The organism is Tamlana sp. I1, from assembly GCF_015355625.1.
Taxonomy (GTDB): Bacteria; Bacteroidota; Bacteroidia; order Flavobacteriales; family Flavobacteriaceae; genus Pseudotamlana.
This window is the reverse complement of sequence record NZ_JACLAF010000001.1, coordinates 90,542-114,379: the sequence shown is the minus strand read 5'-3', so window position 1 is coordinate 114,379 and position 23,838 is coordinate 90,542. Positions and strand designations below refer to the sequence as shown.

General features: G+C 36.5%; 19 protein-coding genes. 13 read left to right on the top strand and 6 right to left on the bottom strand.

Annotated features, from left to right (window positions below; genetic code table 11):
* Positions 1 to 63: 63 nt before the first annotated feature.
* From H6X70_RS00425 to H6X70_RS00415, 3 genes are read right to left on the bottom strand one after another with little or no spacing between them, the layout of a single operon-like run.
* Entirely contained in the window at positions 64 to 1,512 is a 1,449-nt protein-coding gene (locus H6X70_RS00425; protein WP_194765705.1) for a hypothetical protein, read from the bottom strand.
* Between the two features lie 35 nt (positions 1,513 to 1,547).
* Positions 1,548 to 3,065 carry a RagB/SusD family nutrient uptake outer membrane protein gene (locus H6X70_RS00420; RefSeq protein WP_194765704.1) on the bottom strand — a complete coding sequence of 506 codons (1,518 nt, stop codon included), beginning with the start codon at positions 3,063 to 3,065 and terminating at the stop codon, positions 1,548 to 1,550.
* 13 nt (positions 3,066 to 3,078) lie between these two features.
* Positions 3,079 to 6,195: a SusC/RagA family TonB-linked outer membrane protein gene (locus H6X70_RS00415; RefSeq protein WP_194765703.1), complete on the bottom strand. Its 3,117-nt coding sequence runs from the start codon at positions 6,193 to 6,195 to the stop codon at positions 3,079 to 3,081.
* 1,377 nt (positions 6,196 to 7,572) lie between these two features.
* Between H6X70_RS00415 and H6X70_RS00410 the strand changes: the two genes are divergently transcribed.
* Positions 7,573 to 7,914, top strand: coding sequence for a hypothetical protein (locus tag H6X70_RS00410; protein WP_194765702.1), 342 nt, complete (start codon positions 7,573 to 7,575; stop codon positions 7,912 to 7,914).
* A gap of 327 nt (positions 7,915 to 8,241) precedes the next feature.
* Positions 8,242 to 8,994 carry a ThuA domain-containing protein gene (locus H6X70_RS00405; protein ID WP_194765701.1) on the top strand — a complete coding sequence of 251 codons (753 nt, stop codon included), beginning with the start codon at positions 8,242 to 8,244 and terminating at the stop codon, positions 8,992 to 8,994.
* Positions 8,995 to 9,132: 138 nt separating this feature from the next.
* Here the strand turns inward: H6X70_RS00405 and H6X70_RS00400 are convergent, their stop codons facing one another.
* From H6X70_RS00400 to H6X70_RS00390, 3 genes are all read right to left on the bottom strand, one after another.
* Positions 9,133 to 9,834 (bottom strand): DUF1080 domain-containing protein, encoded by a 702-nt coding sequence (locus H6X70_RS00400; protein WP_194765700.1) that lies wholly within the window; start codon positions 9,832 to 9,834, stop codon positions 9,133 to 9,135.
* A gap of 97 nt (positions 9,835 to 9,931) precedes the next feature.
* Entirely contained in the window at positions 9,932 to 10,564 is a 633-nt protein-coding gene (locus H6X70_RS00395; RefSeq protein WP_194765699.1) for a gluconate 2-dehydrogenase subunit 3 family protein, read from the bottom strand.
* A gap of 4 nt (positions 10,565 to 10,568) precedes the next feature.
* The gene (locus H6X70_RS00390; RefSeq protein ID WP_194765698.1) at positions 10,569 to 12,296 is read right to left on the bottom strand and encodes a GMC oxidoreductase; all 1,728 of its coding nucleotides are present in this window, start codon (positions 12,294 to 12,296) and stop codon (positions 10,569 to 10,571) included.
* Positions 12,297 to 12,439: 143 nt separating this feature from the next.
* Between H6X70_RS00390 and H6X70_RS16985 the strand changes: the two genes are divergently transcribed.
* The 11 genes from H6X70_RS16985 (at position 12,440) to H6X70_RS00335 (ending at position 23,822) form a co-directional block, all read left to right on the top strand.
* Positions 12,440 to 13,471: an AraC family transcriptional regulator gene (locus tag H6X70_RS16985; protein WP_194765697.1), complete on the top strand. Its 1,032-nt coding sequence runs from the start codon at positions 12,440 to 12,442 to the stop codon at positions 13,469 to 13,471.
* Between the two features lie 125 nt (positions 13,472 to 13,596).
* Positions 13,597 to 14,559, top strand: a complete 963-nt coding sequence (locus H6X70_RS00380; RefSeq protein ID WP_194765696.1) for a sugar phosphate isomerase/epimerase family protein — start codon at positions 13,597 to 13,599, stop codon at positions 14,557 to 14,559.
* Between the two features lie 30 nt (positions 14,560 to 14,589).
* Positions 14,590 to 15,780 carry an MFS transporter gene (locus H6X70_RS00375; RefSeq protein ID WP_194765695.1) on the top strand — a complete coding sequence of 397 codons (1,191 nt, stop codon included), beginning with the start codon at positions 14,590 to 14,592 and terminating at the stop codon, positions 15,778 to 15,780.
* A gap of 5 nt (positions 15,781 to 15,785) precedes the next feature.
* Complete coding sequence (locus H6X70_RS00370; RefSeq protein WP_228530217.1) at positions 15,786 to 16,934, top strand: Gfo/Idh/MocA family protein; 1,149 nt, start codon at positions 15,786 to 15,788, stop codon at positions 16,932 to 16,934.
* 17 nt (positions 16,935 to 16,951) lie between these two features.
* Entirely contained in the window at positions 16,952 to 18,004 is a 1,053-nt protein-coding gene (locus tag H6X70_RS00365; RefSeq protein WP_194765694.1) for a sugar phosphate isomerase/epimerase family protein, read from the top strand.
* Positions 18,005 to 18,007: 3 nt separating this feature from the next.
* Positions 18,008 to 18,787 (top strand): DUF1080 domain-containing protein, encoded by a 780-nt coding sequence (locus tag H6X70_RS00360; protein ID WP_194765693.1) that lies wholly within the window; start codon positions 18,008 to 18,010, stop codon positions 18,785 to 18,787.
* A gap of 157 nt (positions 18,788 to 18,944) precedes the next feature.
* Positions 18,945 to 19,361, top strand: coding sequence for a hypothetical protein (locus H6X70_RS00355; RefSeq protein ID WP_194765692.1), 417 nt, complete (start codon positions 18,945 to 18,947; stop codon positions 19,359 to 19,361).
* 75 nt (positions 19,362 to 19,436) lie between these two features.
* Positions 19,437 to 21,509, top strand: a complete 2,073-nt coding sequence (locus H6X70_RS00350) for a TonB-dependent receptor (RefSeq protein ID WP_228530216.1) — start codon at positions 19,437 to 19,439, stop codon at positions 21,507 to 21,509.
* A gap of 24 nt (positions 21,510 to 21,533) precedes the next feature.
* Positions 21,534 to 22,388: a hypothetical protein gene (locus tag H6X70_RS00345; RefSeq protein WP_194765691.1), complete on the top strand. Its 855-nt coding sequence runs from the start codon at positions 21,534 to 21,536 to the stop codon at positions 22,386 to 22,388.
* Positions 22,389 to 22,726: 338 nt separating this feature from the next.
* Entirely contained in the window at positions 22,727 to 23,236 is a 510-nt protein-coding gene (locus H6X70_RS00340) for a c-type cytochrome (protein ID WP_194765690.1), read from the top strand.
* Positions 23,237 to 23,243: 7 nt separating this feature from the next.
* Positions 23,244 to 23,822: a fasciclin domain-containing protein gene (locus tag H6X70_RS00335; protein WP_194765689.1), complete on the top strand. Its 579-nt coding sequence runs from the start codon at positions 23,244 to 23,246 to the stop codon at positions 23,820 to 23,822.
* Positions 23,823 to 23,838 lie beyond the last annotated feature (16 nt).

Below are 23,838 nucleotides of genomic sequence, written 5' to 3'. Positions count from 1 at the left end.
ATAGAGGCTATTCAACAATGTAACAGCCTCTATAAACTAAAACTAATTAACAATCATAATGACTTATTTTGAAACAAATCCATTAAAACTTCTAACATAAAAAGTCGCTGCATCTTGATGATTTGATCCTCCTAACCTGATTCCAATTTGATCGTAAATTGAAGTACCAACAACTGGAGTTCCATCAAACTGAATAGTTTCCCATTCGCCTGTTTTAGTTAATACGCCTGTTAAAATTGTCCAAGTTTCCCAGAATGCAGAGTTGCTTTTATCTAGAAAAATCAACTCGACTGTTGGCGTTACATCACCATGAATTGTGCCCTCGGGTGTAAACACTTCAATAACAAAATTGGTTCCTGACTCAAAATTATATTTGGCATCGTTTACACCAAATTTATAATCTGAAAATCCATCAGAAATTAAACCTTCTGGACGGTTATAACGACTAACAATACCTTCTTTAGGTCCTGCTACACCAAAACTCATCATAGGTAAAGCGGCACCCTGATCTACATCTACATTATTTCCTGGATCGCTTGTTAAATCTAAGTTATAGCCCATATCATTATTGAATAATGCTTGCATAAATACGTCTTGACTAACTACAGCGAAATCTTTTACAAAGAAAGTCGCTCCTGTTTGATGATTCGAACCACCAATTCGTATGGCAATTTGGTCGTAATCTGTTTTTCCTACTAAGCTAGAACCATCAAACATAATTGTTTCCCATTCTCCAGTTTTGGTTAACACACCAGATAAAATCGTCCAGGTTTCCCAAAAAGCAGGATTATCTCTATCTAAAAAGATGAGTTCAACTTGAGCGGTTACATCACCAGTTATTACTTCTGAAGGTGTGAATACAGAAACTTCAAACTGGTTTAAATTATCGAAGTTATACTTACCTGTTTCGCTTATCGCGAATTTGTAATCTGAAAAGCCATCAGAAATTAAACCCTCTGGTCTATTATAACGTCCTACCATTCTAGTAGCATCTACAGGATCTGCAACACCAAACGTCATCATTGGTAAAGCGGCACCTTGATCTACATTAACATTATTTCCAGGATCACCATCAATAACACCCACACTAGTATCTTCAGACTCAAATGTGTGGAACATCGGGTTACCTAGTGCCATATAATTATGGTAACTTACTATTGCTTGATCTACAGCAACAGCACAAGGCTCGCAATTTGGCCCGCCACAATCGACTTCGGTTTCACCATTATTTTTAATACCATCGTCACAGGTTTCTGGACATGCATCACAATCTGGTCCACCGCAATCTACACCTGTTTCATTTCCATTTTGAATACCATCATCGCAAGTGGCACATGGCTGACAATCGCCACCGCAATCCACACCTGTTTCTATACCATTCATGGCACCATCAAAACAAGTTTCTGGTAATTTATTAATATCGTCGTCTACACACGATTGCATTAGCCCCATAGCCCCTACCAATAGGATAACTGCAAAAGCATACTTAATTTTTGTTATTGTATTTTTCATAATTCTGAATGGTTTCATTATTAGTATTTGTTTAGTTAATAGCCTGGGTTTTGTGTTATTACACCAACACTCTGATCGATTTCCAGTTGTGGAATGGGTAATAATTCATCTCGACCTGTAGTAAATCCTTTTTCGGATAATACTGTTGAAGCATCACCCCAACGTACTAAATCTGAAAATCGATCTAGGCCTTCAAAAGATAACTCTGCTCTACGGTTATACTTAATATCGTTCATGGTATAACCACTAGATAATGGTAATCCTGCTCGAGAAATAACTTGACCTAAAGCGGCATCTCCTGCGCCTGGACCATTTAACATGATTTGAGCTTCCGCTTTAATTAATAACACATCGGCAAAGCGCAAAATCAAATCGTTTATATCACATTGCTGTGTATTTCCGGTAGCATTTAATCGCGCTATTTCATCAGGTGTTAAATAATATTTACGCTGAATAGCGCCCACATTAGGAAACGACACTGCTATAATTTGGGTTTGAGCTCCTGTAAGACCCTCTTGAGGTTCACCGCCAACAACTAGAGTTCCCAGTTTACGTTTATCATTTGCTACAAAAAAATCGACAAACTCTTTGGTAGGCAACATGTTATTCCAAGTAGAATTAACACCACCAATTCCTCCTGCCATTTGGTAAATTCCAGAACCTTGCATTTCTGAAGTTTCTGCGGCAGACTCGAACCCTAATCCAGATAATCCCTGAGTATAAGGCACTTCCAGAATGGTTTCATTTCGGTGTCCTTCTGTTGATAATCTAAAATTATCTACAAACTCGCTTTCTAGAGTATAACCGCTAACCATATTAGCATAATCTATAGCCTTACTATAATCCTTTTTATAAAGGGATACTTTTGCAAGTAAAGCGTAAGCTGCTCCTTGAGTTGCCTCATATTTTTCTGAAGGATTGTTATCTAAATCTGAAACAGCCTCTAACAAATCTGAAATAATTTGATCGTAAACCACATTAACAGAATCTGGTCTTGGCAAGGCCGTTGCCTGATTTAAATTGGTTACAGCTTCTAATCGAATTGGAACTGCTCCGAAATTTTTGGCTAATTCAAAATAAAAATAGGCTCTAAAAAATTTTGATTGTGCAATTAGGTTTTTCCGCAATGTTTCATTAGAAAATCCTTGATAATTAGTTAAATTTTCAATGGAAGCATTTGCTCTATTTATCCCTTTAAACCACTTAGACCAAAAGGCATACACGCTAGGCTGACTAGGTGTTATGGTTGAAAATTGATTAAAATCTCGACCCGAAATCCAGTTTACAGGATTTTTTTCTGAAACCGCATTTCCGCCGCGTATATCTTGAAACATGATTCCAAACGTATGCGAATTGGCAGACGGACTATTAGAACTTTGCCATTTTAAAACATCTTTTACATTATATGCTATTTCAATCACATCATTTTCTGATAAATCTAAGGTTGTTGTAGAGTCTTTTTGTACAACATCCACATCGCAAGATCCCATAGTAATTGCGCTAATACTAAATAATGCAGTAATGAATAATCGGTTATAATTTACTTTTCTCATATCTTATATTTTATTAGTATTCAAATTGAAAACCCAACATAAACGTTGTTGGTTGTGGATAAAATCCTCTATCAATTCCGACATCTAAGGCCGAGTTAGGATTATCTGAAGCTGGGCCAATTTCAGGATCACCACCTTTATAATTCGTTATTGTCCAAAGGTTTTGACCTTGAATAAAAATGCGCAATTGCTCTAATCCAACCTGTTCGGCAGCTTGTTTAAAAGAGTAGCCAAGCGTTACATTTTTTAATTTAGCGAAAGACCCATCTTTTACATAAAAATCGGACACTTCGCCTTGCGAGCCAGCTAAACCAGATAATACAGGTCTTAAACCATAGGTTAAATAATCTCTAGAACGGTTAGAAAATGGTACCGCTGAATTATAACGAGCATCGAAAATATCATTTCCTGTCGCGCCATATAAATTTGCGTTTAAATCGAATCCTCGATACGATGCGCTAATTAGCAAACCATAGGTAACATCGGGGTAAGGATTTCCAATAATAGTTCGGTCGTCTAAATCTGTAATTGAAGCACCATTACTTCCAACGCTATTAACAACGCCATCACCATCTAAATCTTTAAAAATTAATTCGCCGCGATTATTAATATAATCGACTTTATAACCATAAAAAGAAGAGATTCCATAACCGCCTAAAGTATTGGTTACAGGGGTTCCAAACTGTCGTAAATTACCTCCCGTTAACGACCCCGGTGGAATACTAGGATCTGCCTCGAATGTGTTTTTGTTAAAACCAACATTAGCACTTGCGCTCCATGAAAAACCACCAACTTCTTTCGCAATAGAACGGAAACTTAATAAGGCTTCAAAACCTTCATTTTTCACCCCTCCAGCATTTTGAAATGTTTCTCCTGGTGCACCAGAACTTAATTGAGGTGGCAATTCTAATAAAATATCATTTGTGTTTTTAATGTAATAATCTAAGGTTAATCCCAATTTATTATTGAAAGCATTTAAATCCAATCCTATATTAGTTTGTTCGATTTCCTCCCATTTTATGTCTGGATTCCCCAATCGTGAAATTTCAAAATCATCATTATAAACGGTATTGTATTCGTCCTCTCGTATATTATCTACTCCATTAATACCCCAACTTGCTCGTAATTTTAATAGGTTAATAGCATCAGAATCTTTTAAAAATGATTCCTGAGAAATAACCCATCCTGCAGATACTGCTGGAAAATATCCAGTTTGGTTATTTGGTCCAAATTTTGAAGATTTATCAGCTCGAATAGAAGCTGTGAATAAATACTTTTCATCGAAATCGTAAATTGCTCTTGCATAGATTGAGAATAATTTTGATTCATTACTCGATGTTGTAAATCCGTTTGTTTGATCTGCTGGATTTAAAATGGTAACAACACTGGCTTGATCTAAAGAAGCCTTATCGAAAGTATTCTCTGTTAAGTTATTCCCCTGTCTAAACAAAGCAGTCCCTTGATCGTGTTGGTAGGAAGTACCAATCAATCCTCTTAAATGGTTTTTGCCTATATTTTTAAAAGTATACTCTGCGTTGGCATCAAAATTATCGATATCTCTTGTCCATTCATTTTGATTTAACTGATTGCCAATTAAAACAAAATAATACTGCTCATCGGTAATAGGTGTTCCTGCGAAATCTGGCTGAAACGCTTTAAATGTTGCTTTTGAAGAAAACCGAGAATACGAACCAACAACCCTTAAATTATCAAGAGGATCCCATTTAATATTACCGCCGTATTGTTGAACATCTGTGGTTTGTAATTGATCGGCTGCCATTAACATAAACAACGGCGATGTATAAATATTCATTGAGTTTAATAAAACACCATTCGAATAGACTTGATTATTTGCATTTGGTCCACCTGTTCCAAAACTCGGATTTATTGGCACGCCCTTATCATCATAGGCTTGATAAATAGGAGCTACAGCATTGGCCGCTGTAACAATTCCAATACCATTTGTTTCGTTGTTTTCATTTTCTAAAACCCTTTTCTGATCCATACCTACAAGGTCTGCATTCGCGCTAACAGTTAGGTTTTTAAGGATGTCGAAATCTAAATTTAAATGAATGTTCTTCCTTTCAAAATTAGATTTATCGGGACCGCCAACAACACCGCCTTGCTCAAAAAAGCCTGCTGAAACACCCCACGAATAGGTCTCGCCACCATCTGATACAGAAGCATGTAAATTTTGAATAGGTGCATTATCAGCAAAAATTAAATCTTGCCAATCTGTATCCGGCAAAGCATCTTGGAAAGCTGTTACCTCTCCAATCGTATTAAAAACCGCTGGACGGTACTGTTCTCCAAATGTATTAGCGTACTGTAACGCGCTCTTATAAAAGAATGTGTATTCATCTCTATTCATTAAATCGGATTCTCTTCTCACATTTTGAAAACCGTAATAACCTTCTATAGTTGCCTTAAAGCGATCCATATTACGAACCCCTTTTTTCGTTTCTACGAGTACGACTCCACTACCACCACGCGCTCCATAAACAGCAACTGCTGCTGCATCTTTAAGAATATTAATGGTTGCAATATCTCCTGCATTTAGATGCTGAAGATTTGGTACCTGAAACCCATCGACTAAATACAAGGGGTCTGCACTATTTGGCGTAGACACCCCTCTTACTCGAACAGCTAATGGCGCTCCTGGTGACCCTGAATTTTGAGCAACTACAACCCCAGGCATGGTACCTTGTAAGGCTGCTTCTGGTCTTGTAATAGATAATTCCTTAATTTCCTCAGAGGACACTTTAGCTATAGCGGTAGAGACTGTACGCTTGTTTTGGGTTTGACCAAGACCAATAATTACGACTTCATCTAGAGTTGCGGCGTCTTCAACCAAAACAACATCTACTTTATCTCTCCCATTTACCATAAACTCTTGAGTTTTAAATCCCAAATAACTGCAAGTAATCACAGCATTGGGTGGTACGTTTTCAAGAATGTACTGTCCCTCAAAATCTGTTTGAGTACCCTGTAAAGTGCCTTTAATTACAATATTAACACCAGGCAGTGGTTGAGAATCGCTTGTAATTGTTCCAGAAAGTGTCTGGGAAAAAGCATTAGCAGCAAACAAGAACGTTGCCGATAACACGATTTTAAACAAATAGTTCTTCATAGTTTAGTTAGTTTGAATGTTTATCAATAAAACACCAAGTATTTTATTTTATCAACAAATTAGTTGAAACAAAACTACCTTTTATTCGAGTATTCCCTAAAAAATTTCACAAACACGCAATTTTTTAACCAAACAAAAAGATTAACAAAACAAGCCGTAAAACATCAAGTCCAAATACTGATAAACACAGACATAGCTTGACCTTATAGGCTTTTCAAAAAAATTAAATTTAAACAGAAATGAAGCTACACAAACCTTTACGTAAATTTTTAAATATTTACTTCTACAGAAGTCATTTCACAAAAAAAACCTTATTATAATTTAATTTCAAATCTGTTTTTGAAGAAAGAAGAAATCAATACAGTACAATCACTCTCAAAAGGTAAAATACAACTAATATTGGGTAAGTCCTTTTAGAGAAAATTGTCGTTAATTTTGCTACTTTGAAGATTACTTTTTAACTTCAACTAAATGAGAACTCTTATTAAAATCACTGTAGGTTTATACTGTATATTAGCGTCTTTTCAAGCCTTTGCGCAACAAAAACAAGCGCATTAAGTGTCGATTCTCCTAATGAAGTAAAGTCATTTATTTACCCAAACCCTTCCGATAACAACATACATTTTAGCTAAACAGAAGCATGGGAAATTACCAATATTATAGAAAAAAAGGTTTTAAGAGGTCGTGACAAAACAGCTAATATTAGTTTTCTACCTAGCGGTTTATATTTAGTAAATCAAGGACTTGTGGTATTTAAATTGATAGTTAAATAAAGAAAGCTCTTTAAATGCAGAAACAGAATTCATAAATTAGTTGATTATAGATTGATTGATTTAATTTTTATGAATTTTAAGTCGTTAACAATATTTATAAAATATTGCTACTTTAGCACAAATAGTTTAGGCGTTTTTTTTCTGATTTAAACTACGTTCAGAAGTATATTCACACTTATTCGTCACAACAAAATCATACGAATCTTAAACACATTTATGTAAAAATATGGAGAAAAAAATGCTTAGTTTATTAAATATCATAAGCTTAATTTTAGTTTGTTGGATACAATTAAAACTATTTCCTCTAATCGAAGTTTCAAATGAGAGGTTTGATGTCAATGGCATAAATAATATTGTGCTTACATTATCTTATGGGATAATCACCAGTACCATATTTTATATAATTGTCGTTCTTATTCCTAATCAAAAACGTAAAAAAACAACTAAACTAGTCATTCAAAGACATATCAATTTAATTACGGATAAACTTACAGTTATTTTCCTCTACTTGTATAAAAAGAACAACAATAAAATTGAAGAACTACATATCGAAAAATTTTCAATTTCAACTTTTGGAAAAACCGTAATCTACCCCAATTAACCAATGAACTTTGTTTGTCAAAGAGAACGTGACTCAGGAGAATGGAATGGAATTAGCACTGGAGCCATATACCTCAAAAAGTACTTAACAAACGAAATAGAACAAATTGTAAAATCAATAGACAGTATATTAAATAACCCTACTATTTCAAGTCAAAATGATGACTTTATCAAATCGCTTATTGAAATACGTGAATCCTGGTTTTTTACCGTAATAAACACTTTTAAAGACTTAAATAATAATTCTACTGGAATTCAATTTCATAATGACGCAGAATACTTACTTTATAAAGAGTATCTGTCGGTAAGAAAGTATTCGGACAAAAGAGGGTTTACTTTAAAATAATTATACACAGCAAGGTTTTCATTCTCATTACCATTACTTAAAGAATAAAAACTTAATCATTGAGAAACCAGACAATAAATTGATATACAATATATTTAAAAGTAAATTAAACATATTTATTGTTTAACCAGATTCTTATAATAAACATTGTTACTTTAGCATAAACAGCAATGGACGTAACTTCTTATTTATGCTGATTTTCCTGCGGAAAATCTAGCTCATAAATCGCAATGTTTATTTTACGAGGCTGATAACTTACTGTTTCAATTCAAATTCCTTATTTCATTACAATACAATTAACTATATTTAAAGCTAAATATTTTTTTAATGAAAACTGCTACGCTCCGATTATTAATTCCTGTTTTTTGTTTCATTGTTACACTGTCTTCAAACGCTCAAGAAAAGGCTTCAGCTGAATTACCTTCACTTAAAAACAAACATGTCATTTTAGTTTATGGTGGTTGGGAAGGCCATCAGCCAAAAGCTTCAGCAGAAAAAATTCAAGAATGGCTTTTAAAGGAAGGCGCTCAAGTGACTTTAAGTGATTCTTTGGGAGTTTATACACAAACCGAAATTATGAAACATGCCGATTTGATTATTCAGCATTGGACCATGGGCGAAATTTCAAACACTCAAATTAAAGCGCTTGAAAATGCTGTTAAAAACGGTGTTGGTTTAGCTGGTTTTCACGGCGGATTGGGCGATGCGTTTAGAAACAATACAGAATACCAATATATGATTGGAGGCCAGTTTGTAAAACACCCAGGCGGTAAAGTTGATTACAAAGTAACAATTGCTGATAACATTAATCCAATTACCAAAGGCCTTAAAGACTTTAAAGTTTCGCATACCGAGCAATACTATATGCACATGGACCCTAAAGTGAATGTATTGGCAACTACCACATTTTCGGGCGCACATGATAGTTGGATAAAAGGTGTTGTCATGCCCGTTTGTTGGACCACCCAATACGGAAAAGGAAAGGTGTTCTATTTATCGATAGGCCACCAACCTTCCGATTTAGACACTTACGAAACAAGACAGTTATTAATTCGTGGTTTTCGCTGGGCCTGTAAATAAATTTAAGCTCGAATTATTCAATCAAACCTTAACACTTAATTCCAAAAGCGAAGCCATCTTGAAACTAAAGCAAAGCGGTCATAACTCATAACTCATAACTCTTGACTCTCAACTCCCAACTCCCGTCTCAAAAAAAACCTACAACTCTAAAATTTCAATATTTCTAAAGGCTACAGGATGACTTTCACTTTGTAAAGAAATAAAGCCCTTTTTAAGCGATTTTCCTTGTTGTTGTTCCCAATAATCAGCTCTTCCAGAATCTGCTACGCCACCACCGCCAATTTGTGGTTTAGTGTATGACATGACCGTTTTTCCATTAATTTTATGAGTTATTAAAGAATCGTTTAGAACCGTAATTTCTAAAGTTACCCATTGATTGCCGTTATATGTTTCTGAACTTGAATTGACACAATGGTCGGTAACCCGTTTTTCATCAATTACCACATCTGTTCCTGGTGTGCATAAATTTCCTGTTGGCCGTTCTCCTGAACTTAAACCACCTAACAACTGTACTTCTAAGCACACAGGGAAATTTTGATTTAACCCCATGTTTTTCGGGTTTTCACAGTGAATCATCACCCCACTATTTCGGGTTGCCCAGTCCGCCCCACCTTCAATCTGATTGCCAGTAAATTGATATTGAAGTCTGAGTTTATAATTAGAAAATTCTTGATTATAAAAAATATGTCCGAAGGCATCATTAAACGATTCATATAAATCATAATTTACCTTAAGCACTCCGTTTTCCAACCTAAAGGTGTTTTTATAATTTTCGCCAGCAGGATGTCCTTTTATTTTAACGGTCCAATTTTTTAAAGTTGAATCTTGCAATAAATTCACCCAACCGGATTCTGAAACCTTTTTTCTTCCGTCTGATTTTTACAGTTAGTGAAGCAAAAAATCAACAATAAAAAAACAATGTATTTTGAAATCTTCATCATAACGACCACGCTTTTCCTTTTGAAGCTTCTTCCACAGAAATACAACCACGATAAACGCCCGGAATAGGATCGTACGTCAAAATATTTTCACCAACTTCTTCTGAAGTACAATAGCCAAACAGGGCATAATAGCGTACAGCTAGTAAAAAATTATATACCATATAACGATCTGTATTTTTGGCATCAATAGTATCAACCGAAGCTTTTTGCTCTTGCAGCACCAAGTGTTCTTCAGCTTCAGGAAGGTTGAAATAAGACTCTAATAGCTTTTCAAAATCTTTCTTTTCTCCATTTAAAACTTCCGTATTAAACTCTGTTTTAAATTTTTCAGCAAAAACCATAGCACCTTTTTTAAACGACTGCTTAATGTGATCTTCTTCAATTTCTGCATACATCATGTCTAAAAACTGAGGCACATTTACAGCCAAAGCCCCAGGGATTTCGGTTGCTGGCAAAATGATGTCTAGCAATTGTGTTACCATATATTTTTCTTCATCGGACAAAAACAAAGGGGTCCAGGTCGAATCTGGTTTTGATGAGCACGAACTAACCATATTTAAAATGGTTGGCATGGCTACCGTATAACCAAGCCCCATACACAAATTTTTTAATGCGATTCTTCTATCCATAATCTTAACTCATTTTATTCTTTTTAAAAGCTTCTGCAGCATGATTTGCTGCTCTTGCTGTTATTGCCATATAGGTTAAAGACGGATTTTGGCATGCCGAAGAGGTCATACATGCTCCATCGGTAACATAAACATTAGGTACGGCATGAATTTGATTATTTTCATTTAACACCGAAGTCTTAGGGTCACGCCCCATTCTTGCTGTACCCATTTCATGAATACAAGCACCAGGAACTGCTTTTCCCATATGCCCATGCACATTTTTATAACCCGCCGCTTTAAGCATAGCAACTGCCTGATCCATCATATCTTGTCGCATGTTTTCTTCGTTTTCTTTAAACTCGGCATCAACATCAATGGTTGGTAAGCCCCATTGGTCTAATTTTTCATAATTTAAAGTTATTTTATTATCGTGATACGGCAAGCATTCGCCAAAACCGCTCATACCAATGAACCAAGGTCCTGGTTTTAACGCCTCTTCCTTTAATTTTTTACCATAACTTAATTCGGAAATTAAATGGGTCCAATCGGTACGACTAGCACCGCCTTGATACCCAAAACCTCTGATATAATTTTTCTTAGCCGTAGCAGCATCGCCTAAATTTTGAAAACGCGGAATATAAAATCCATTTGGACGACGTCCCTTATAATATTTATCTTCAAAACCATCTACTTGTGCCGAAGCACCTACCTGATAATGATGATCCATAAGATTATGTCCGAGTTCTCCGCTATCATTCCCCAAACCATTTGGAAATCGTTTGGATTTAGATTGTAAAAGGATGGATCCTGTTGCTAATGTTGAAGCACAATTAAAAATGATTGAAGCTTTAAAAAAGAATTTTTCATGCGTTTCAGAATCAATAACTTTTACGCCTGAAGCCAATCCGGTGCTTTCATCGTACACAATTTCGTAGGCTATAGAATTAGGTCGTAAATGCAAATTTCCTGTACGTTCGGCAGCGGGTAAAGTTGATGAATTACTACTAAAATACCCTCCAAAGGGACAACCACGAATGCATCTATTTCGATACTGGCAATTGGAACGCCCTTCGTGCATGGCGTTTCCGGTAAGATGCGCCACACGACCAATGGTTAATAACCTGTTGTCTTTAAAATTTTTAGGTAGGGTTTTCTGAAATTCTTCCTCGACACAATTAAGCTCCATAGGTTCGGAAAACTGACCATCGGGCAAATGCGGAAGCCCTAAGTTTTTGCCCGATACTCCTATAAAAGTTTCAACTTTGTCGTACCAAGGCGAAATATCTTTATAGCGAATGGGCCAATCAACGCCATGTCCATCTTTTTTATTCGCTTCAAAATCTAAATCACTTAATCGATAAGTTTGTTTTCCCCACATAATTGAGCGTCCGCCAACATGGTACCCCCGTAACCAATCGAAAGGTTTCACCTCATTATAAGGATGTTTTAAATCATCAACAAACCAATGCCTACTCTCTGGCTTGGTTAAACCACCACCCCAAAGTCTGCTTTGCACCTTTTGATTAGCCAATTCTTTATCCGACTGCATACCTCTATGCTTCAAATCCCAAGGATCCATATACATGGTTGGATAATCTTCAATATGCTTCACCATGCGACCACGATCTAAAACCAATGTTTTCAAGCCGTTTTCGCATAATTCCTTAGCAGCCCAGCCGCCGCTTATCCCCGTACCAATTACAATGGCATCATAAACTGTCGGGTACTCGGTAATCCCAGCTTCTTTCATTTTAATTATTTATTGTTATGGCTTACTACAGGAAATTAAATAATCAACAAAACATCCTGCAAAAACTTATTAAATTACTAAATAAACTCATAATTAATGGAAAAATAATTATTTTGCAGAATAATCATGTTTAAATTATTTCAGTGAAAATAAACACACATAAAATCCAACCCTATAAAGCAGATGGCATTACGTATCAAGCAGACACTTGCATACCACTTATAGACGCCGCTAAACGCAATAAAGTGAAATTTAAAGCATTAGCACGACACACTTACCCTGGAGACCGTTTGGACGAACACACTTTAGGCCTTAACAGCATAGGCTATTGGGATGCCAACGAACCACAAGATTGGGGTCTTGATTGGCATAGAAATGAAGGCATTGAATTTCATTTTTTAGAGTCTGGTACCATGCCATATTCTCAAGAAAACAAAGAGACCATCTTAACACCCAACCAACTTACCATTACACGCCCATGGGAAGCCCATAAAGTTGGAAATCCCAATATTGGCATGGGTAAATTTTATTGGGTTATAATCGATTTAGGCGTTCGCCGACCACACCAAAACTGGGTTTGGCCAGACTGGATTACCTTAACCGACAAAGATTTAGACAGGCTAACTGCTATTTTAAGGAAAAATGAAAAATCCATATTAAAAACCAATCTACGTGTTCGAGATTGTTTTGCGCGCATACAAAAAATTGTAGATACCGATATAAATGGCAGTAACGCTTCCAAAATTAGACTCCAAATTAACTACCTCCTCATTTTATTATTAGATTTATTAGATACTAATGACATTGTTTTAAATGAATCCTTAACAGATAGCTCCAGAAGCGTCGCTTTCTTTTTAAAAGAATTAGAAAAAAAACTTTCTGAAAATTGGACTATCGATCGTATGGCACAGTCTTCAGGCGTTGGCCTTACTCGTTTTACCCACCACTGTAAACAACTAACCAACTTAACCCCCATGCGCTATTTAACCATGAAACGTCTAGAAATGTCTAAAGACATTTTAATTAAAGACCCGACACTTTCTATTGCTGAAGTCGCCTATATGTGTGGTTTTACAACCAGTCAATATTACTCTACGATATTTAAAAAACATGAAAAATGTACACCAAATGCATATCGAATGAAACATAATATTGAAAATTTTCAGTTTTTGTAATTATAAATTGAAACAAACTCTATTTTGTATAAATTCTTTCACTGAATAATTATACACAGTTTTAAAAAATCATTTTTTTATTTTCACAATATCTGACGGTCTATTTGACTACTAAACAAGATATTATGAAACGCCGTAACTTTATTTCAAAATCTGTTGGAGCAGCCACTGCCTTAACGCTACTGGGTTTAAGCGCATGCAAAGATAAATCCAATACAAAAAGTGATTCCCAAAACATAAATCACAGTAAAACCAACCCCTTATTTTTTAAACTTTCCTTAGCGCAATGGTCTCTGCACCGTGCATTATTTAACAAGGAGATGCAGCATTTAGATTTCGCTGCCAAAGCAAGACAATTTAATTTTGAAGGTTTAGAATATGTGAATGCCTTTTTTCACGATAAAGCGAATGATAAAGCTTTTCTAAGTGAAATGAACTCGCGAGCAAACTCTGAAGGCTTACAAAATGTATTAATCATGATTGATGGTGAAGGTGCTTTAGCCGATCAAGACAACGCAAAACGACTTCAAGCCATAGAAAATCATTATAAATGGGTGGAAGCTGCTCATTATTTAGGCTGCCATGCCATTCGCGTTAATCTTGCCGGAGGTGTACATGCTGATGAAGCTGCTAAAGCAAGTCTAGATTCTTTATCAAAACTTTCAGATTTCGCAGCAGGTTCAAATATTAATATTTTGGTTGAAAACCACGGTGGTTTTTCGTCTAACGGCGCTTGGATGGATCAGGTTTTTTCAAAAGTTAAAAACAAAAACTGCGGCACACTTCCAGACTTTGGAAACTTCTGTATTGAAAAAGATAACAATGGGCATTGTATTGAAGCCTACGATAAATTTCAAGGCATTAAAGATTTACTGCCTTACGCCAAAGCCATAAGCGCAAAGTCATACGATTTTAATGATGAAGGTGATGAAACACAAATCGATTATTATAAAACCATCAAACTAATTAAAGACTCGGGCTACAATGGATTTATTGGTGTTGAATATGAAGGCAAAAACACTTCAGAAGAAAAAGGCATCATACTTACTAGAGATTTGCTAATACGCGCAGGAACACAGGTTTCCTAACCAATACAAAACCAAACTAAACCACTACATATGCAGGATATTAATAAAAAACACCTTTTTATAGCAAGTTGCCTTGCTTTAATTACCACCGCCATGACCTTTGCAATACGCGCCCGTCTAGAAACGGTTTTCGGACCAGAAGGCGTTGGTTTAACTTTAGAACAAATTGGATACGCCTTTACGCCGGCCTTTTTTGGTTTTACTTTGGCCATGCTATTTGGAGGTCCTTTAGTAGATTTTTTAGGCATTAAAAAAATTACATGGATTGCCTTTTTTACACATATAATTGGGATAATCTGGACCATTATGGCAAGTTCCATGACCTCTTTATTTCTTGCCACCCTATTTGTTGGCATAGGAAACGGTATGGTTGAGGCTGCTTTAAATCCTCTTGTTGCCTCGATGTATTCCGATAAAAAAACTAAAATGTTAAACCGGTTTCACGTTTGGTTTCCTGGAGGCATCGTTATTGGATCGCTTGTAGGTTGGTTGGTTATGGACGTTCTAGGCTTAAGTTGGCAGATTATGGTGGCCACTTTATTTATACCAACCATTATGTATGGGCTTCTATTTTTTAATCAAAAATTCCCTGTTACAGAACGCGTTAAACTAGGCATAAGCACAAAAAGCATGTTTCAAAGCTTAGGAAAACCATTATTCATATTTATGGTATGTTGCATGTTTTTAACCGCTGCATCCGAATTAGGCACCACACAACGCATTGAATCTTTATTAAAACAATCGGTAGAAGTTCCGTTACTTGTTTTAGCGTTTATCAACGGTATTATGGCTTTAGGCCGTTTGTTTGCAGGCCCTATAGTTCATAAATTAAAACCTGCAGGTATGTTGCTGTTTTCTGCAATTTTCACTTTTATTGGTTTGTGGCTACTCACCGTTACTAGCGGGGGCATGACTTTTATTGCTGCTGCTGTTTTTGCCGTAGGAGTTACCTTTTTCTGGCCAACCATGTTGGGTTTTGTTGCCGAATATTTACCAGAAACAGGCGCTCTTGGCCTATCCATCATGGGCGGAGCTGGCATGTTTTCGGTATCACTTGTACTTCCCGTTATGGGAAATCTTATGGACAACGCCAGTGCTACCGAAGCCCTACGCACCATGTCTATTTTACCAGCTCTATTAATTTTAGCTTTTTTAGGACTGAATATTTATATGAATAAAAGAAACCAAGCAGAAGCAGAAGCAGAAACTGTATTAGAATAAACAATATGGAAAGAAAATTAAGAATGGGAATGGTTGGCGGTGGTGCCGATTCCTTTATTGGCGATGTACACCGAAAAGCATCGGCAATAGATGGCATGATTGAATTGGTTTGTGGTGCGTTTAGCAGTAACCCTGAAAAATCGATCGCCTCTGGCAAAGCTTTATTTCTACCTACAGAACGCTGTTACGGAAGTTTTGAAGAGATGATTTTAAAAGAAAAAGAACGTCCAGAACAGGATCGCATGGATTTTGTTGCCATTGTTACGCCCAATCACATGCATTTTCCGCCTGCTAAAATGGCTTTAGAAAATGGTTTTCATGTCGTTTGCGACAAGCCAATAAGTTTAACCTTAGATGAAGCCATCACTTTAGAAAAAATTATCGCGAAAAGCGGAAAACTATTTGCCTTAACCCACAATTACACAGGACATCCTTTAGTAAAACAAGCTAAAGCTATGGTTGCTCAAGGCGATTTAGGAAATATTAGAAAAATACAAGTACAGTATTTACAAGGCTGGTTGGCCACTTCGGTTGAAAAAACAGGGCAAAAACAGGCCTCTTGGCGCGTCGATCCAAAACGCTCTGGTATTGGAGGCGCTTTAGGCGATATTGGCACCCATGCCGAAAATTTAGTGGAATATATTACAGGTTTAAAAATTAAAGAACTCGCTGCCGATTTAGGCAAATTTGGTGACGGACGTGTTTTAGACGACGATGGCAATATGCTGCTTCGCATGGAAAACGGCGCCAAGGGTACCATGTCTATTTCGCAAATCGCTTTGGGCGAAGAAAACAATTTAGCCATTAAAGTTTATGGAGACAAAGGCAGCCTAGAATGGCGCCAAGAAAACCCCAATCAATTAATAACACATAAACTGAATGCGCCAATAAAAATATTCACCACAAACGGCCCTGATTTGTATCCTGAAGCAGTGCAAGTATGCCGAATTCCAGCCGGGCATCCCGAAGGGTATTTGGAAGCATTCGCTACCATTTATAAAAATTTCGCCACACATCTTATGGCGGTTTTAGATGGCAAAAACATAAAAAAACCAGATTACCCAACGGTTAAAGATGGTATTCGTGGCATGCAATTTATTTATGCAGCCGTAGATAGCGACCGCCATAACGCAGCATGGACAAAATTAGACTAGCACAAAAGAGATAGCTTATGAAAACAATAAAAGGACCAGCCCTATTTTTAGCGCAATTTGCAGGAAGCGATGCCCCATTTAATAGCCTTGAAGGCATGTGTAAATGGGCTGCAGATCTGGGCTATAAAGGCATTCAAATTCCTACTTGGGAATCTAGATTAATCGATATTGACACCGCTGCCGAAAGTCAGACTTATTGCGAGGATTTAAAAGCCAGAGTGCATGCATACGGATTAGAAATCACCGAATTATCCACTCATTTACAAGGTCAGTTAGTTGCCGTAAACCCTGCTTACGACACTCTGTTTGATGGTTTCGCTCCAGATGCCGTTAAAAATAATCCCAAAGCACGCACAAAATGGGCTATTGATACCCTAAAAAAGGCAGGAACCGCAAGCGGACGATTGGGACTAAAATCGCATGCAACATTTTCGGGAGCTTTATTATGGCATACGGTTTACCCCTGGCCACAACGCCCGAATGGCTTGGTAGAAATGGGCTTCGAAGCTTTAGCGGAGCGTTGGTTACCAATTCTGAATCATTTTGACGAACATGGTGTAGATGTTTGTTACGAACTTCATCCGGGAGAAGATTTGCACGACGGCGTATCATTCGAACGTTTTTTGGAAGCTACCAATAATCATAAACGCGCCAATATATTGTACGACCCGAGTCATTTTGTATTGCAACAACTCGATTACTTAGCGTTTATCGACCATTATCACGAACGTATTAAAGCCTTTCATGTTAAAGATGCAGAATTTAATCCCACAGGAAAACAAGGGGTTTACGGCGGATATTCCAATTGGAAAGACCGCGCAGGACGCTTTAGATCCTTAGGGGATGGGCAAGTTGATTTTAAAAGTATTTTTTCTAAACTAACAACTTACAACTGCGATGTTTGGGCAGTTATGGAATGGGAATGCTGTATAAAATCTTCGGAACAAGGAGCTAGAGAAGGCGCTCCTTTTATTCAAAATCATATTATTGAAGCCGCAGAACGCAGTTTTGATGATTTTGCTGGTGGCGAAACAGACAGCAAGCATTTAAAATCCATTTTAGGTTTATAACTCATGAAGAAATTCAGTCTTAGTCTTTTAATCTGCTTCATTTTAATGGCCTGTTCAGGCTCTGTAAAAAAAGAAAACACCATCCCGTTAAAGGAACCAACCGACCCCAAAGACACAGAAATTTGGAGTCCTGCACCCCCTACGGTAAATCCTGTTAGCCAAAATGGCGCGCCTAGTGATGCTATTGTTCTTTTTGACGGAACCAATTTTGATGAATGGGTTTCCGCCGAAGGCAGCGAAGCGATTAATTGGAAAATTAACCAAGCCGAAAAAAGCATGACCATTATTCCAGATAGTAGTTCTGGCAGCATTAAAACCAAACGTGATTTTGGAAGCGTACAACTGCATTTAGAGTGGAAATCGCCATCTATTATTGATGGCGACGGACAAAACCGAGGCAATAGCGGTGTATTTCTTCAAAGTAAATACGAGGTTCAAATATTAGATAATAACAATAACGAAACTTATGTAAATGGTCAAGTAGGTGCGATATACAAACAAGCCATTCCATTAGCAAAAGCTTCTGTTCCCACTGGCGCATGGAATACTTATGATATTATTTATCATGAACCAATCTTCAATAAATCAGGAGAAAAAACAAAATCGGCAACCATTACTGTACTTCATAATGGTGTTTTAATTCAAGATCATTTTGAAATAAAAGGCACAACTGAATATATCGGCTTTCCAAAAAACATCAAACACGGCAAAGCACCTCTATTTTTGCAAGACCATCATTGTGCTGTGAGTTTTAGAAATATATGGATTAGAAATCTAGATTAAAATTTAGAAAAACAAGCTTCAACAAGCACACTATTTTCAAAACAAGCACATCAATTCGTGATTTATTAGTTAAAATTCAAGAACATTCAAACATAAAAGACAAAAATATCCTCAATATGACTTTTGTCATCTTTTTTAGTACTTTTGCGCTTTAAATTTGAAACCACAAACTAAGTTAGCACAAGCTGTAGCGTTACAAATGAAAAGCATCATTCCTGTAATTTTAGCCTTTACCATACTTTTAAAGCCTTTATGGCCTGTGCTTGAGTATGTTTCAAATTACGACTATATTGCTACCGTGCTTTGTGAAAACACAGATAAGCCAGAATTAGCTTGTAATGGAAAATGTTACCTCACCAAACAACTTGCTAAAGAAGCACAAGAATCGGAAGAAACGCCTAATAAATCACAAAATAAAATAGAATCTCATAACATTCTGTTTCAAGACTTTGAGGCAAACTACAACTTAGCTCAACCTATACCTAGTCTGGTAAAACACACTTTTAGTACTTCGCAAGAATTATACTCTAAGGTATTTATCACGACCATTTCTCCGCCGCCACAAATTGCATAGTTAAACACCGAATACTGTAGTTAAAAAACAAGCTACGGTAATCTACTGTATTACATAACTATCAAAAACTATAGCATGCAACATATTAAAGCTATGGGCATAATGCTATACCCAAATCAAGCTATTAACAAGCTAAAACGGGTATGTTTTCTTGTGGCACTAACACTTCCCTTATGGAGCTACAGTCAGCAAGAAAATCATAAAAAACATGCACAAACAGAAGTCGATTCTGTTAAAACAAACATTCTTAAGGAAGTGGTGTTAATCGCTTCTAAGAAAAAACTTTTTTATCAGCAAGAACCTAAACCATTGGCATCGGTTGATGAATTTTTAGATAGCGCTCAAAAAGTTAACATGATAAAAAGAGGCGCTTATGCTTGGGAACCCGCCGTAAATAATATGGTTTCAGAACGCTTATCGGTTACTATTGATGGCATGCGTATTTTTGCTGCTTGTACCGATAAAATGGACCCAATTACATCGTATGTCGATGTGTCGAATCTTTCTAAAATCACGGTGGCTTCTGGTCAAGAAGGCAGTGAACACGGTGTTTGTGTAGGTGGCGCCATCGATTTGGAGCTCGATAAAACGGGTTTTAAAGAAGATTATTTTAAAGTAAACATAGAAAGCGGTTTTGAAAGCAATAACAAGCAAAAAATAATTGGTGCCGACCTCAACTTTGCAGACACAAATTTCTACGTCGATGCCGATGTTATTTACCGAAACGCAGATAATTATTTTGCTGGAGGTGGCGAAGAAGTGCTTTACTCGCAATTTGAAAAGTACAACCTGTCCTTTAACGGCGGTGTATTATTGAAAAATGAAAGTAAATTAACTACGAGTTTTATTTTTGATGAAGCTAGAAACGTAGGCTACCCTGCTCTGCCCATGGATGTTTCGTTGGCGCGTGCTTTTATTGGCTCGGTAAGTTATGAGCAGTTACATTTAGGCCAACTTACGCATTGGGAATCTAAACTGTATGCCAATTCGATAACACATATTATGGACGATTCCAAACGTCCAGATGTGCCTATTCGCATGGATATGCCAGGTTGGAGCGACACTTACGGCTTTTACTCGCAAGCCCAATTAAATAAGCAAAAGCACAATGTTTTGTTCAAAGTAGATGGGTATTACAATCGCGCTTTAGCAGAAATGACCATGTACCCTAACGACCCGAATCAATCTGCCATGTTTATGCTCACTTGGCCAGATGTACATACTTTAAATTCGGGAATTTATGTTCAGGATCAGATCACTTTTGCGCAATCAGATTTAAAAGTATCTACACGACTTTCGTTTCAAAACAACCGTGTCGCCGATGAGTTTGGCTTAAACAGTTTAAAGATTTTTTATCCAGACATGGAAGCCTCACAAAATCGTTTTTTAACAAGCATGGCAGCGCAGTATCACAAAAAAATAAATGCGTTTGATGTTGCTGCAGGCCTATCGTATGCTACACGTGCTCCATCGGTTTCCGAAGGTTATGGTTTTTACTTGTATAACAGTTCAGACAATCATGATTATATAGGAAATCCTAATCTTAAAAACGAGCAAGCGCTAGAGTTAAATGGTTCGGTGGCTTTAAATAAGAAGACCTTTAATATAAGTTTGGACGCCAATGCTTTTAAAATGCCCAATTATATTATTGGAGAAGTGGATACAAATTTAAGCCCCATGACCATTGGTGCCGAAGGTGTTAAAGTATATCAAAACCTTGATTACGCAGTGATTACTAATGTGGCGTTAAGTTCGGCGTATAAAATATCGAAAACGCTAAACTTAAACGGGGTAATTTCATACCATCGCGGGATAGATAACGACCAACGCAACTTACCTTTTATTAGTCCTTTGGCTTACGGCGCAACGCTTAAATATCATAAAAAAACATTTAACGGCGAATTGGCCATGCGTGGCGCAGGAAAACAAATCCATTACAACCCCGATTTTGGTGAAGACCAATCTGATGCCTACACCATTTTTTCATTAGCATTAGGTAAAACATTTTATGTTTCAAAAAATCAATTGTATCTAAAAACTGGTGTTGAAAATATTTTTGACACCTATTATTCAACCTATTCCGATTGGAATAATATTCCAAGAATGGGACGTAATATCTATGTCTCACTTTCTTATAAAATCAATTAATAAAAACCTTTTAAACCATATACAATGAAAACAATTAAGTACCTATTCGCAATCACTATTCTTTTTACAAGTTTCGTTTCATGTTCATCAGATGATTCCGACGATCTTAAAGAAGAAAACCCTGTTGAAGGTTTAAACTTGGTAGAAACCATTGAAACAGATCATCATGATATTGAATTATATTCAGCAAACAAAAGCTTCATGATTGGATACAATGATATTTCCATCAGAATTAAAGATCAAGCTACAAACACATACATTTCTAATGCAGAAATAAGCTGGACACCTGTTATGCACATGACAAGCATGATGCACTCTTGTCCTACTTCGGAAGTTTCACTTACTGAAAACACAACGGTTTCAAACGGCTTTATCGTTTTTCAAATGCCAGGAAACGATACGGAGTATTGGAATTTAAAACTAAACTACAGCATAGATGACGAATCTTTTGAAGCTTCAAAAAACATTGAAGTCATTGCTGATGAAGATGATATGCGCAGTGTAAGTTCCTTTATGGGGAGTGATAATTCAAGATATGTTCTTGCTATGGTAACGCCAGTAAATCCAGAAGTTAAAGTAAACGATTTTACTGCAGTTTTATACAAAATGGAAGACATGATGACTTTCTCTGTAGTTGAAGATTTTACTGTTACGGTAGACCCAAGAATGCCAGGCATGGGAAATCACAGTTCGCCAAATAACGAGGACTTAACATATAATGCAGCCTCTAACATGTACGACGGAAAACTATCCTTAACCATGACAGGCTATTGGAAAATGAATTTGAAACTACTTAATGAAGATGGCGATGTATTAAAAGGTGAAGATGTTACCGAAGAAAACATTGAAAGTAGCTTATACTTCGATTTTGAGTTTTAAAACTCGATTATAATTAAAACTAGCCTTTTATAAAGCATCCCTTTCTCACAACGTGAAGAAGGGATGTTTTTTTTACAACATTTTCTAACATCGAAAACACAAAACTAAAACCACAAAACATTAAATAACAAAATATTAAACCCCACAAGTGTTTCCTTTTTTATATTGAAAAATCCTTTTTCTTACCTCATCTAGGACAAAAAGGTCTTTTTATGACAAATGTCATCTTTTCAATTAAATGCTTCCTATATTTTTATGATGTTAAAAAGGGCTGTCTTTTTTAGCGCTTATATATAATAATCTCAACTTAATTTCAGTAACTAAAAAATCAAAAATCAATGAAAGCACTAATCAAATTTGTATTTCTCATCACAGCAGGCATTCTAATAAGTTGTGGCGGAAAAGAAGAAAAAAAGACCAAAAAATTTGAATACAACCAACAACCAGCAACAGAAAAAACAGTTGAGCAACCCGCTGCAGCCTCTGAACTTCCTGCTTCAAAAAGAGCTTCATTGGATAACAAAGGGGTTGGAAAAGTAAAACATGTAGAATTAAATCCAACCATAGACGAAGCTATGGCTGCAAGAGGCGCCGAGCTTTTTAAAACCAATTGTACGGCTTGCCATAAACCAAACAAGCGTTTTATTGGTCCGAGTCCTGCAGGAATACTAGAACTTAGAACACCTGAATGGGTTATGAACATGATTCTAGACCCCAAATTAATGACCGAACAAGACCCCATTGCAAAAGCATTATTGGTTGAATTTAATGGTGCTGCCATGGCCAATCAAAACCTTACCGAAGCTCAAGCTCGCGACATTTTAGAATATTTTAGAACACTTAAATAATTCCATTATGAAGAGTTTTCCATTTTTTAAAATAGGCACTTTACTAGTGTTTTTAGTCCTTTTTTACAACTGTAAAAATGAGGTAAAACAAGACAATACACCTGTACAAACAAGTTCCGAGGCTACTTCAAACAGTCAAAAAGGTCAGGCCTTTATAGACGACAGCAGCTCCACGCCAAACATTTTACAAATAGCCATGCAATCGCCAGATCATACCACATTGGTTGCTGCGGTTCAGGCTGCAAATTTAGAAAATGTGTTAGTAAATGCAGGGCCTTTAATGGTTTTCGCTCCTACTAACGAAGCCTTTGATGCTTTACCAGCTGGAACGGTAGAAACCTTATTAAAACCAGAAAACAAGGAGAAATTAGCTGCCATTTTAAAACACCACGTTACTGCTGCCAATTACAGCAAAGACTTTTTAAAGAAATTTAAAAAATTAGGTCAGGCAGACGATACCAGTACTACCGTTGAAGTTAAAGGAGACGATGTGTATGTAGGTGGTGCAAAAATAATAGCGAGCATAAAAGCAGGCAATGGCATTATTCACGTTGTGGATAAAGTGATTTTACCAGAAACCAAGTAACCTAAAAATCTTTCAA